The sequence below is a fragment of the Lentzea sp. NPDC036955 genome, from assembly GCF_055608005.1.
In genome coordinates this window covers 687118-699575 of record NZ_JBVJRC010000005.1, presented here as the reverse complement: position 1 = coordinate 699575, position 12458 = coordinate 687118, and the positions used below count along the sequence as shown (strand labels likewise).

The following is a 12458-nucleotide window of genomic DNA, read 5'->3' as shown; positions in this document are numbered from 1 at the left end:
AAGCCTGGCGCAGGGCCGTTCCACCGCGGTGGGAGCGGCCCTGCGCCATGTCACGACCCCGAGACCTGCCAGGGAAAAATGACAACCGTCATGGCCGCATGGCCGGGTTGGGCTAAGACCAGAGGTGTACCGGGGGATCACCCTTCAGCCGTTGTCCCGCGCGCCGGAAGGCGGTGGGCTTGGGGCACAACCGAAGGGGGAACCACCGATGCGCCGAAAGCAGTTAGCGGCCGCACTGGCCGTCGCCACGGCAACATCACTTCTCGTCGCACCACAGGCTTCGGCCGCGCCCGCGCAGACCATCGCCTGGCGCGCCTGCTTCAGCGAGGTCCCGCCGGGAGCGCCGCCCGGTGCCGAACGGCTGGAATGCGGCACGTTCACCGCGCCGATGGACTGGAACCACCCGAACAACGGCAAGACCGTCACGATCGCCGTCAGCCGGCTCACGCCGAAGGACGGCAAGGCGAAGTCGACCGTCTTCACCAACCCCGGCGGGCCGGGCGGCGAGGGGCGCACGATGCCGCTGCTGTTCGCCGAACGGCAGAAGCTGGCGGACAACGCCGAGATCATCGGCATCGACGTGCGCGGCACGGGGGCGAGCAGCAACGTCACGTGCGGCGACTACTTCACGCTCCCCTCGACCGACCCGCGCGACCGCAGCAGGGCGAACCTCGACCTGCTCTACGACGGCATGGCGTTGCAGGCGAAGTTCTGCCAGACCAAGTCCGGTGAGCTGGGCCGCTACATCACCACCGACCAGACCGTGAAGGACCTCGACCTCCTGCGCCAGCTCCTGGGCAGGAAGAAGGTCAGCTGGCTCGGCTACTCCGGCGGCAGCTGGCTGGGCGCCTACTACGCCACGTACTTCCCGAAGACGCTCGACAAGGTCGTGCTCGACTCCAACGCCGAGTTCACCGCGCCGTGGCAGGCGGTGTTCGGCGACTGGGGCATGGGCTTCGAACGGCGGCTGCGCGTCGACTTCCTGCCGTGGGTGGCGAAGTACGACAGCGTCTACCACCTCGGCAAGACCGCCGACGAGGTGTGGCAGACCTACGAACGCACCCGCAGGAAGCTCAACGAGCAGCCGGTGACGTTGCCCGAGGGCGTCTACAACGGTGTGCTGCTCGACTTCGTGACGCGCGCCGGGCTCTACCAGAAGGGCGCGTTCGACGGCACCGCGACCAAGATCGCCGAGCTGGCCGGTGCGGCACCGCGGCGGATGAGCGCGCAGGCCACCTACCCGGACGCCTCGATCGGCACGCTGTTCTCGGTCCTGTGCAACGACACGCCGTTCCGCGGCGGGCGCGCGCACCTGGAGCGCGACGCCGTGCGCGACGGCGCCCGGTGGCCGTTCTTCGGCTACTACCAGCTCGCCGGGCCGTGCGCGTTCTGGGACCGCCCGAACGTCACCCTGAAGCAGCCCACGGGCAAGGGCGTCGTGCCGACGTTGATGGTGCAGTCGGTCCGCGACCCCGCGACGCCGCTCGAAGGCGCCCAGCGCGCGCACCGGGGTTTCCGGAACTCGGTGATGCTCACCGTGGAGGACGAGGGTGACCACGGCATCTACGGCTTCGGCAACGCGTGCGTCAACGACGTCGTCGAGCGCTACCTCGTCGACGGTGTCACGCCCGCGAAGGACCTGACGTGCCCCGGCGTTCCGCTGCCCGCTCCCGGCGAGACCGTGCAGAACCCGCTCACGAAGGCACGTCAGCTGGCCACCGACCTCGGCTGGTGACCCGCATCTCCTGATGGCGTCTGCAAGTACCACCAACCTTTGATCAAACCGTCGCCAACTACCACCAACCTGTTCGCCGCCCGTCGAAACATTCGCGGGCGGCGACCCTGGTAACCCGGTCAGAACGTGCCGGGGTGGAGGCGTCTGCGCCGCGCCGCGTAGACGCCCGCCTCGGTCCTGCGGTCGAAGCCGAGCTTGTGCAGCAGGCTCGACACGTAGTTCTTCACGGTCTTCTCGGCCAGGAACAGGCGGTTCGCGATCTGCCGGTTCGTCATGCCCTCGGCGATCAGGTCGAGGATCCGCTTCTCCTGCGGGCTCAGCGCGGCGTAGCGCGGGTCCTCCTCCGGGCCGCCGCGCAGCCGTTGCAGCACAGTGGCCGTGACGCCGGCGTGCAGCAGGCTGCCACCGGAGGCGAGGGTGCGCACCGCGGCCACGAGGTCGTTCCCGGACACCTCCTTCAGCATGTACCCGGACGCACCGGCCATGATCGCGCCGAACAGCGCCTCGTCGTCCGAGTAGGACGTGAGCATCAGACAGGCCGGCGGTGGCTGCACCAGGCTCCTGATCTCCCGGCACACCGTCACGCCGTCACCGTCGGGCAGCCGCACGTCGATGATGGCGACGTCGGGGCGCAACCGCGGCGCCTGCGTGATCGCGGAGGTGGCGCTGTCGGCCTGGCCGACCACGGCTATGTCGTCGGCCTGCGCCAGGAGCTGCACGAGCCCCCGCCGCACGATCTCGTGGTCGTCCACCAGCAGCACCGCTATCGCCATCTCGCCTCCTGCAGCACCAACGGGACGGACCAGGTGATCCGCACACCGGCACCGGGAACGGAGTCCACCGCGCAGTTCCCGTGGTGCCGCCGCGCCCGTGCCGCCATGTTCGCCAGTCCTCCGGCGTGCTGGGCCTCCCCGCCCGGATCGTCAGCCGACGGCAAGCCGCGACCGTCGTCCTGGACGGTCAGCTCCAGTCCGGTCAGCTCCCGGTCGACGCCGATCGCGACCTTCACGCGGGTCGCCCGTGCGTGCCGTGCGACGTTGGTGAGCGCTTCCCTCAACGTGGCCACGAGGTCCGGTCGCAGCTCGTCGGGCACCACCGAGTCGAGGGGCCCCTCCAGCGACACGTCCGGCTCGAACCCCAGCAGCTGCGCCGAGTCGTGCACCGCCCGCAGCAGCTGCCCGCGCAGGCTCGTGGAGCTGGTCAGCGGCTCCTGCAACGAGAAGATGGTCCTGCGGATCTCGCGGATCGTGTGGTCGACCTCCTCCACCAAGCCGGTGATCCGCTCGGTGAGCTGCGGCTTCGCGGCCATCCCGGTCAGCCCCTGCAACCCGAGCCCCAGCCCGAACAGCCGCTGGATGACCAGGTCGTGCAGGTCCCTGGCGATCCGGTCGCGGTCCTCCAGCACCGCGATCCGCTCGGTGTCCCCCTGCGCCTCGGTGAACTCCAGCACCAGCGCCGCCTGCGCGGCGAACGCCTGCACCAGCTCCAGGTCCTCGAACGGCGGCTGGCTGCGGGTGCGCGCCACGATGAGCACGCCGAGCGTCCGCTCCCCCGCCGACATCGGCACGACCACCAGCGGCCCCGGCACCAGGTCGACCTGCCCGGCCTCGTGGCACTCCGCCCGCCCGGTCTCGTAGACCCGGTAGCTGACCGTGCCGTCACGCGGCACCCGCATGCCCTCCGCGTCGTAGGTCCCGCCGTCGGTGACCTCGATGACCAGCTCACCGGCGTGGTCCGGCAGCACCAGCGCGCTGAAGTTCGCGTTCGCCGCGACCCGCGCCCGTTGCGCGACGAGGTAGAGCGCGTCGCGCCCGGTCGTGCCGGTGAGCAGGGCGGTGGTGACCTCGGCCGCCGCCGTCAGCCACGTCTCCCGCTTGCGCAGCCGGTCGTGGTCGCGCTGCTTCTCGATCGCCACCCCGGCGGCTGCCGCCAAAGTGGCCACCCGCTCCCGGTCGTCGTCGCCGAACACTGGTTTGCCCGCGAGGTGGAGGTTGCCGAAGTCCTCCCCGCCGACCTGGATCGCCGCCCCGATGAAGTGCGTGTCGTCGATCGAGCGCGGGTCCCCCGCGGTGATGTGGCCGGGGTGCTGCCCTGACCACTCGACGAGCTCCCGGTGGCCGTTCACGACCGCCAGTGCGCCGTAAGGGGCGTCGACCAGGTCGCAGGCGGACTCCACGACCAGGTGAAGGAGGTCGGGCAACGAGCGGCTGTCAGCGAGCGACAACACCACGTCGAGAAGGCGCTGATCGGTGCTCAAGTTGCCGCCGCCCACGGGCTTCACCTCTTTGCCAGGGAGAGAAGTGACACCGCACGAACGACTGAGGGTAACTCCCCTGCGTAGTCAGAGGGGAGACCATCACCGGAAATGGTGAAAACTGAGGTTACTCAGAGTAGAGGGTCGGTCGAGTTGCCCGGCGGGGTCAGTGCAGCCCGACGGTGAACCCCTCGTCGATCACGCCGCGGTAGATCTGCGGGGCGAACGTCCGCAGCCCGGCGTCGATCGGCGCGATCATCGACGCCGAGTCGCCGAGGGCCAGCCGGTACCCGTTCTGCACGCGGTGGAACTCCCACAGGGGCTCCATGGTCGGGTGGGCGGCGCGGAAGCGCGGCGGGTCGAGGGGGTGGAGGTCGACGCGGACCAGCGTGCGGCGGACCAGGGCGTCGGCGAGCTCGACGGCCCGTTCACGGGTGCGGGAGATCGAGACGGCGCCGAGGTCCTGCCAGGCGACGGCCCACGGTGCGCCCTGCGGGTCGTCGAGGCGGATGCCCTGCTGCTCGATGACCAGCTTGCGGGGCCGGGAGATGGTCTTGAACTTCACCAGGGCCATCACGCCGATGAAGGTGAACGCGAGGCCGATGACACCGGCGATCGAGCCGCCGACCGGTTCGCCGTCGAGGAACGCGGTCACGGCGCCGATCAGCGCGAGGATGCCGAGACCACCGGCCAGCGAGCCGCCGAGCAGGACCTTGCGGGTGTCGCTCTTGCCCAGGTCGAGGACGACAGGTGCGGGCGCTCCCCAAGCGGTCATGCCCGCAGGTTACCGCTGATCAACTGCTCCGCGGCCGTGAACGGGTCCAGCTCGCCCGCCACCACGCGCCGCGCGAGCCCGTCGGCGGGGCCGAGGCGGGTGCGGACGCGGTCGACGGCGATGGCCTCGACCTCGGCGGCCGCGCGGCGCAGGCGGCGTTCGGCGAGCTCGCCGTGCTCGGCCATCCACCGCTGGTGGGCGTCGATGGCCGCCACGACGGAGTCGAGGCCCTCCGAGCGGGCGGCCACCGTCTTCACCACGGGCGGGCGCCACACCGGGCCGGTGCGGTCGTGGCGGCCCAGGGAGATCATGTGCTTGAGGTCGCGGGCGGTCTGGTCGGCGCCGTCGCGGTCGGCCTTGTTCACGACGAACACGTCGGCGATCTCGAGGATGCCCGCCTTGGCTGCCTGGACGCCGTCGCCCATGCCCGGCGCGAGGAGCACGAGGGTGGTGTCGGCGAGGGCCACGACCTCGATCTCGGACTGGCCGACGCCCACGGTCTCCACGAGCACGACGTCGAACCCGGCCGCGTCGAGCACGCGCAGCGCCTGCGGGGTGGCCCAGGACAGGCCGCCGAGGTGGCCGCGCGTGGCCATCGAACGGATGAAAACGCCCGAGTCGGTCGCGTGGTCGCCCATCCGGACCCGGTCACCCAGGAGGGCGCCCCCGGAGAACGGGCTGGACGGGTCGACCGCGATCACGGCCACCCGCTTGCCCGCGGCGCGGAAGGCGCGCACGAGGGCGTTGGTGGAGGTCGACTTGCCGACGCCGGGGGCGCCGGTGATGCCGACGACCTGGGCGTGCCCGGTGAACGGGGTGAGCGCCGCGGCCACCAGGGGCAGCTCGTCGCTGCCCTGTTCCACCAGGGAGATCAGCCTGGCGACCGCGCGCGGCTCGCCGTCACGCGCGCGGCCGACCAGTTCTGCTACGTCAACGGCCTTGGCCACAAACGCGGTTCCTAGGCCTTCGCCGGCACGCGGAGGATCAGGGCGTCGCCCTGCCCGCCGCCACCGCACAGCGCCGCGGCACCCACGCCGCCGCCGCGCCGCTGCAGCTCGAGAGCGAGGTGCAGGGCGATGCGCGCGCCGGACATGCCGATCGGGTGGCCCAGTGCGATGGCCCCGCCGTTGACGTTGACCTTGTCCTCGGAGATCCCGAGCTGACGGGTCGACACGATGCCGACCGCCGCGAACGCCTCGTTGATCTCGACCAGGTCGAGGTCGGCGGGCGAGATGCCCTCCTTGGCGCACGCGGCCTTGATGGCGTTGGAGGGCTGCTCGTGCAGCGAGGCGTCGGGGCCGGCGACGACGCCGTGCGCACCGATCTCCGCGATCCACTCCAGGCCCAGCTCCTCGGCCTTGGCCTTGCTCATCACCACGACGGCGGCCGCGCCGTCGGAGATCTGCGACGCCGAGCCCGCGGTGATCGTGCCGTCCGCGGCGAACGCGGGACGCAGCTTGCCGAGCGACTCGGCGGTCGTGTCGGCGCGCACGCCCTCGTCCGTGCTGAACAGGACCGGGTCGCCCTTGCGCTGCGGGATCGACACCGGGGCGATCTCGGCCTCGAACACGCCGTTCCCGGCGGCCTTGGCGGCGAGCTGGTGCGAGCGCGCGGAGAACGCGTCCTGCTCCTCGCGCGTGACGCCGTAGCGGCCGTTGTACTTCTCGGTCGACGAGCCCATCGCGACCTGGTCGAACGCGCAGAACAGACCGTCGTGGGCCATGTGGTCCTGCATCTGCACGTCGCCGTACTTGAACCCGCCGCGCGACTTCGGCAGCAGGTGCGGCGCCTGCGTCATCGACTCCTGGCCACCGGCCACGACCACGTCGAACTCGCCGGCGCGGATCAGCTGGTCGGCCAGCGCGATCGCGTCGATGCCGGACAGGCACACCTTGTTGATGGTCAGCGCGGGCACGCTCATCGGGATGCCCGCGGCGGCGGCGGCCTGGCGGGCGGGGATCTGGCCGGCACCCGCGGTCAGCACCTGACCCATGATCACGTACTGGACCTGCTCGGGGGCGACGCCCGCGCGCTCCAGTGCCGCCTTGATCGCGACGCCGCCCAGTTGGGCACCCGAGAAGTCCTTGAGCGATCCGAGCAGTCGACCCATCGGGGTGCGCGCCCCGGCGACGATGACGGAACCGGACACAGCTGCCTCCATGGAAGAGCGAACGGTCGTTAACTGAGCACCATACCCGCGGCTACTCGGCGGTAACGCTGTGAGACCTCGCACAGGGGCGCCTGCACCGATCGAGTCGATACCCTTCGCTCTCATGAACGCAGAACTCGCTCGATTCGTGACCGCGATCGACCACGTGGGCATCGCGGTGCCCGATCTCGACGTCGCGATCGCGTTCTACCGCGACAACTTCGGCCTCGAGGTCGCCCACGAGGAGGTCAACGAGGAGCAGGGCGTGCGCGAGGCGATGCTGCACGCGCCCGGCGACCACGACGGCACCGCGATCCAGCTGCTCGCGCCGCTGAACGAGGACTCGACGATCGCCAAGTTCATCGGCCGCAGCGGCCCCGGCCTGCAGCAGCTCGCCTACCGGGTGTCCGATGTGGACGTCGCGGCGGACGCGCTGCGTGCGAAGGGCCTGCGGCTGCTCTACGCCGCCGCCAAGCGCGGCACGGCGAACAGCCGGGTCAACTTCGTGCACCCGAAGGACGCCGGCGGCGTGCTCATCGAGCTGGTCGAGCCCGCGGAGCACTGACCGGAGGACCCGGTCCGGCGAATGCGCGTGGCATCCCTCACAGGTGCGACTCTGAATCGGTTACTGCTGAGTAACCTCCGGCAACCTGCGACTATCCCTCAACCGGGAAGGAATGCCGCCGTGCAGAAGATCCTTGACGCGATCCTGGCCGACGAGCTGGACGCGATCGGTTCGCTGGACGTTCCGGAGAGCTATCGGGGCGTGACCGTGCACGCGGACGAGGCCGACATGTTCGCGGGCCTCGAGACGCGGGACAAGGACCCGCGCAAGTCGCTGCACGTCGACGAGGTCGCCACGCCGGAGCTCGGGCCGGGTGAGGCGCTGGTGGCCGTCATGGCCTCCGCGATCAACTACAACACCGTCTGGACCTCGATCTTCGAGCCGGTGTCCACGTTCGGGTTCCTCCGGAAGCTGGGCGGCCGCCACGACCTGCCGTACCACGTCGTGGGATCGGACCTGGCCGGCGTCGTCGTGCGGGTCGGCCCCGGCGTCACCGCGTGGAAGCCGGGTGACCGGGTGGTCGCGCACTGCCTGGACGTGCCGCTGGAGGCGCCGGACGGGCACAACGACACGATGCTCGACCCCCAGCAGCGGATCTGGGGCTTCGAGACGAACTTCGGTGGTCTCGCGGACCTCGCGCTGGTGAAGTCGAACCAGCTGATGCCGATGCCCAGGCACCTCACGTGGGAGGAGGCGGCGTCGCCGGGCCTGGTGAACTCCACCGCCTACCGGCAGCTGGTGTCGACCAACGGCGCGAACATGAAGCAGGGCGACACGGTCCTGATCTGGGGCGCGTCCGGCGGCCTGGGTTCCTACGCCACGCAGTTCGCGTTGAACGGCGGCGCGACGCCCGTGTGCGTCGTCTCCTCGCCGGAGAAGGCGGAGATCGTCCGTTCGATGGGCGCCGAACTGATCATCGACCGTTCGGCGGAGGGCTACAAGTTCTGGAAGAACGAGCACGAGCAGGACCCGCGGGAGTGGAAGCGGTTCGGCGCGAAGATCCGCGAGCTGACCGGCGGCGAGGACCCGGACATCGTGTTCGAGCACCCCGGCCGTGAGACGTTCGGCGCGTCGGTGTTCGTCGCGCGCAAGGGCGGCAAGATCGTCACGTGCGCGTCGACCTCCGGGTACATGCACCAGTACGACAACCGCTACCTCTGGATGAACCTCAAGCACATCCTCTCGTCCCACTTCGCGAACTACCGCGAGGCGTGGGAGGCGAACCGGTTGATCGCCAAGGGAAAGATCCACCCAACGGTGTCCAAGGTGTACTCAATGGACGAAACGGGCCAGGCCGCGCACGACGTCCACCGCAACGCGCACCAGGGCAAGGTCGGCGTGCTGTGCCTTGCACCGGAAGAGGGTCTGGGTGTGCTTGACCACGAACTGCGTGCGAAGCACCTCACGGCCATCAACCGATTCCGGGGTGTGTGACCTTCTGAAGACACTCGAACGGGTAGCGTGAGGGGCATGGGCCCCCTCGCCGACGACCGTGACCTCGTCCCTCTGGGATCCGGATTCGACATCGTCAAGCGCGGTTACGACCGCGCCCAGGTCGAGGACCACCTCGAACGCCTCGACTCGGACCTGCGGCTGCTGGCTGCGGACCGCGACGCCGCCGTGTCCCAGACGTCCGACCTGGCGCGCCAGCTGGAGGCCGCACGCTCGGAGATCACCGAGCTGCGCAACCAGGTGGAGCGCCTGTCGCTGCCGCCGACGACGCTGGAGGGGCTCTCCGAGCGCCTCCAGCGCATGCTGCGGCTGGCGCAGGACGAGGCCAACGAGATCAAGGCCCGCGCCGAGGCGGAGAGCGGGCACATCCGCGCCAAGGCGGAAGCCGACGCGGGGGTGCTCCGCCAGCGCTACGAGAAGCTGATCCAGGAGCTCGACGAGCGCCGCGCGGCCATGGAGACCGAGCACAGGGGCGTGCTGGAGACGGCGCGCGGCGAGGCCGAGAAGATCGTCTCCGAGGCGGAGGCCGCGGCCCGCAAGATCGCCGACGACTCCGAGCAGCGCCGGGTGACCGTCGAGGAGGACTTCGAGATCGCGATGGCGGCCCGCCGGTCGGAGGCGATGGCGACGCTGGCCACGCAGGAGGCCAACTCCAAGGCCGAGGCCGACCGCCGGCTGCGGGAGGCCTCCGAGGAGGCCGCGCGCATCCGCGCCGCCGTGGCGCAGGAGCAGGCCACCTCGAAGACCGAGGCCGAACGCCGCGTCCGCGAGGCGACGGAGGAGGCCAACCGCCGCCGCCACGACTCGGTGACCGAGGCGACCGCGCGCATCCAGGAGGCCACGGACGAGGCGAACCGCCGGGTCCGCGAGGCCACCGAGGAGGCCAACCGCCGCACCACCGCCGCCACGCAGCGCGTCGACCAGCTCCGCACCCTGCGCAACCGCCTGTCGCACCAGCTGCACGGCGTGCGTGCGGCGCTGCAGGACGTCGTGCCGCTGCTCGACCCGATCGAGGAGCAGCCGGAAGCGACCGCGCCGGAACCGGCCGAGCCGAAGGCGGCCCAGCAGGTCGTCCAGCCGGTCCAGCAGCCGGTTCAGCAGGCGCCCGCCCAGCAGCAGCCCACTCAGCAGCAGCCCACTCAGCAGGCGCCCGCCCAGCAGCCGCCTGCCCAGCCCGCCGCCGAGGCGCAGAAGGTCGCGCCCGCTCCGCAGCAGGCCCCGCAGGCGCAGAACCCGCAGGCCCAGGCCCCGCAGGCCCCTGCTCCGGTTCCCGCCGCGCCGACCAAGGCAGCGCAGACCCAGTCAGCACCGGCCAAGGCACCGGCGGCACCGACCAGGGCCGCGGCTCCGCAGGCCGTTCCGCAGCCGCCCGCCACGCCCGCACCGGCCCCGCAGCAGGCTCCGGCGGCTCCCGCCAAGCCCGCCCAGCAGGCACCCGCCGCGGTGGACGGCCCGACGAAGAAGCTCACGCGCCCGCAGCCGGCCAAGAAGTCCTGACAGCACCGCAGTCACAGCGGCCGCGACTCCACCGGAGTCGCGGCCGTTGCTCGTTCAGCGGCACGCAACCGTTGCGCCATCTGGGGTTTTCCCGTTCGTGACGTGCCGCTGGACCGTTCACTGTTTCGATCCCGATGGCGAAGCTCACGGCGCTCGTCCCACCGGGGAGTGGCATAGTCGCCCGCAAGTTACTCCTTGGTAGCCCACGCTTTGTCCCGCAGGGAGGTCTGCAGTGGCGCGCGAGATCAACACCGTCGGAGTCGTCGGTTTCGGAACCATGGGCGCGGGCATCGCGGAGGTGCTCGCACGCACCGGGCTCGCGGTGCGGGCGGTGGACGTCGACGCGGCCGGTCTCGAACGCGGCCTCGGGCACCTGGAGCACTCGACCGCGCGGGCGGTGCAGGGCGGCAAGCTGACCGAGGACGAGAAGACGGCGCTGCACGGCCGGATCACGACCTCGCTGCGGCTCGCGGACCTCGCCGACTGCGACCTGGTCGTCGAGGCGGTGCCGGAGAGCATCGAGCTCAAGGCGGGCATCTTCCGCGAGCTCGACCAGGTCCTGAAGCCCGAGGCCGTGATCGCCTCGAACACCTCGTCGCTGTCGATCACCGAGATCGGCGTGCACACCGGGCGGCCGGGCAAGGTCGTCGGCCTGCACTTCTTCAACCCCACGCAGGTGCTGAAGCTCGTCGAGGTCGTGCGCACGGTCGTCACCGAGGCGGACGTGGTCGCCGACGTCGTGGCGTTCGTGGAACGGCTGGGCAAGTCGCCGGTCGTGATCGGCGACCGCGCAGGGTTCATCGCGAACGCGCTGCTCTTCCCGTACCTCAACCACGCGGTGAAGATGCTGGAGTCGAAGTACGCGACGCGCGAGGACCTCGACGCCGCGATGCGCTACGGCTGCGGCTACCCGATGGGCCCGCTGGCGTTGCTGGACCTCATCGGCCTGGACACCGCCTACGAGATCCTCGACACGATGTACCACCAGTCGCGCAACCGCCTGCACGCGCCGGCGCCGCTGCTCAAGCAGATGATCACGGCGGGGCTGCTGGGCCGCAAGTCGGGGCGCGGCTTCTACACCTACGACGGCCCCGACTCGCCGACCGTGGTGGCCGACGCGCTGACGCCGTCCACTGTGGACAGCTCGGTGCCGGTGCGCGAGGTGCAGCGGGTCGGTGTCATCGGCACCGGCACGATGGCGACCGGCATCGCCGAGGTGTTCGCCAAGCGCGGCTACGACGTGGTCCTGCGGGCACGCAGCCTCGACAAGGCCGAGAAGGCGATCGGGGCGGTGGGCAGGTCGCTGGAGCGCGCCGTGTCGAAGGGCAAGCTCAGCGAAGCTGACCGGGACGCGGCGCTGGCCCGCGTCACGCCGGCCGTGGAGTTCGTGGACCTCGCCGACTGCGACCTGGTGGTCGAGGCGGTCGCCGAGGAGATCGGCGTCAAGAAGGAGGTCTTCGCGGCGCTCGACGAGGTGTGCAAGCCCGGCGCCGTGCTCGCGACGACCACGTCCTCCCTGCCGGTCATCGAGGTCGCCGCGGCCACGTCCCGCCCCGCCGACGTCGTGGGCCTGCACTTCTTCAACCCGGCGCAGGTCATGAAGCTGGTGGAGGTCGTCGAGACGATCTCCACGAGCGCGGACGTCGTGGCGACGGCCCGCAAGGTCTGCCTGGACCTCGGCAAGCACCCGGTGCACTGCGGTGACGTCGCGGGCTTCATCGTGAACGCGCTGCTCTTCCCGTACCTGAACGACGCGGTGAAGATGCTGGAGGCGCACTACGCGGAGGCCGACGACATCGACAACGCGATGAAGGTCGGCTGCGGCCTGCCGATGGGCCCGTTCGCGCTGCTGGACGTCGTGGGCCTGGACGTGTCGCTGGCCATCGAGCGCACCCTGTACCTGGAGTTCCGCGAGCCCGGTTTCGCGCCGGCGCCGCTGCTGGAACACCTGGTCACAGCGGGTCGCCTGGGCCGCAAGACGGGCAAGGGCTTCCGCGACTACACGTGAGCGCTGTACCGCTGACAGGGGCA

9 protein-coding genes and 1 pseudogene are annotated in these 12458 nt (G+C 70.8%); 5 read left to right on the top strand and 5 right to left on the bottom strand.

All coding sequences use genetic code 11. The annotated features are described in order from the left end of the window. The first annotated feature begins 208 nt into the window (after positions 1-208). Positions 209-1735, top strand: coding sequence for an alpha/beta hydrolase (locus ACZ7CF_RS20600; RefSeq protein ID WP_470370279.1), 1527 nt, complete (start codon positions 209-211; stop codon positions 1733-1735). 119 nt (positions 1736-1854) lie between these two features. Here the strand turns inward: ACZ7CF_RS20600 and ACZ7CF_RS20595 are convergent, their stop codons facing one another. The 5 genes from ACZ7CF_RS20595 to ACZ7CF_RS20575 form a co-directional block, all read right to left on the bottom strand. After that, a complete protein-coding gene (locus ACZ7CF_RS20595) occupies positions 1855-2508 on the bottom strand; it encodes a response regulator transcription factor (protein ID WP_360395612.1) in 654 nt (217 codons plus the stop codon). Next, a complete protein-coding gene (locus ACZ7CF_RS20590; protein WP_360395610.1) occupies positions 2499-4007 on the bottom strand; it encodes a GAF domain-containing sensor histidine kinase in 1509 nt (502 codons plus the stop codon). The genes ACZ7CF_RS20595 and ACZ7CF_RS20590 overlap by 10 nt, the downstream gene beginning before the upstream one ends. 148 nt (positions 4008-4155) lie before the next feature. Next, positions 4156-4764, bottom strand: coding sequence for a hypothetical protein (locus ACZ7CF_RS20585; RefSeq protein ID WP_360395608.1), 609 nt, complete (start codon positions 4762-4764; stop codon positions 4156-4158). Continuing rightward, on the bottom strand, positions 4761-5711 hold the full coding sequence (meaB, locus tag ACZ7CF_RS20580; RefSeq protein ID WP_470370278.1) for a methylmalonyl Co-A mutase-associated GTPase MeaB: 951 nt from the start codon (positions 5709-5711) through the stop codon (positions 4761-4763). Before meaB ends, ACZ7CF_RS20585 begins: the two co-directional genes overlap by 4 nt. An 11-nt stretch (positions 5712-5722) precedes the next feature. Then, positions 5723-6913 (bottom strand): acetyl-CoA C-acetyltransferase, encoded by a 1191-nt coding sequence (locus tag ACZ7CF_RS20575; protein ID WP_458430512.1) that lies wholly within the window; start codon positions 6911-6913, stop codon positions 5723-5725. A 124-nt stretch (positions 6914-7037) separates the two neighbouring features. Here ACZ7CF_RS20575 and mce point away from each other — a divergent pair, with 124 nt between their 5' ends. The 4 genes and pseudogenes from mce to ACZ7CF_RS20555 all read left to right on the top strand — a co-directional run bounded on the left by mce (position 7038) and on the right by ACZ7CF_RS20555 (position 12435). After that, positions 7038-7478: a methylmalonyl-CoA epimerase gene (gene mce / locus ACZ7CF_RS20570; RefSeq protein ID WP_360395603.1), complete on the top strand. Its 441-nt coding sequence runs from the start codon at positions 7038-7040 to the stop codon at positions 7476-7478. Positions 7479-7598: 120 nt separating this feature from the next. Continuing rightward, positions 7599-8912, top strand: coding sequence for a crotonyl-CoA carboxylase/reductase (gene ccrA / locus ACZ7CF_RS20565; protein ID WP_470370277.1), 1314 nt, complete (start codon positions 7599-7601; stop codon positions 8910-8912). A gap of 36 nt (positions 8913-8948) precedes the next feature. Beyond that, positions 8949-9932 (top strand): annotated as a pseudogene (locus ACZ7CF_RS20560) (chromosome segregation protein); the annotation flags it as partial. 727 nt (positions 9933-10659) lie between these two features. Further along, positions 10660-12435 carry a 3-hydroxyacyl-CoA dehydrogenase family protein gene (locus ACZ7CF_RS20555; RefSeq protein WP_470370276.1) on the top strand — a complete coding sequence of 592 codons (1776 nt, stop codon included), beginning with the start codon at positions 10660-10662 and terminating at the stop codon, positions 12433-12435. The last annotated feature ends 23 nt before the right edge of the window (positions 12436-12458 follow it).

Bases quoted from the DNA above. Each gene is read 5' to 3' on its own strand.
- ACZ7CF_RS20600 (WP_470370279.1), top strand. From the start codon at position 209: ATGCGCCGAAAGCAGTTAGCGGCCGCACTGGCCGTCGCCACGGCAACA.
- ACZ7CF_RS20595 (WP_360395612.1), bottom strand. From the start codon at position 2,508: ATGGCGATAGCGGTGCTGCTGGTGGACGACCACGAGATCGTGCGGCGG.
- ACZ7CF_RS20585 (WP_360395608.1), bottom strand. From the start codon at position 4,764: ATGACCGCTTGGGGAGCGCCCGCACCTGTCGTCCTCGACCTGGGCAAG.
- mce (WP_360395603.1), top strand. From the start codon at position 7,038: ATGAACGCAGAACTCGCTCGATTCGTGACCGCGATCGACCACGTGGGC.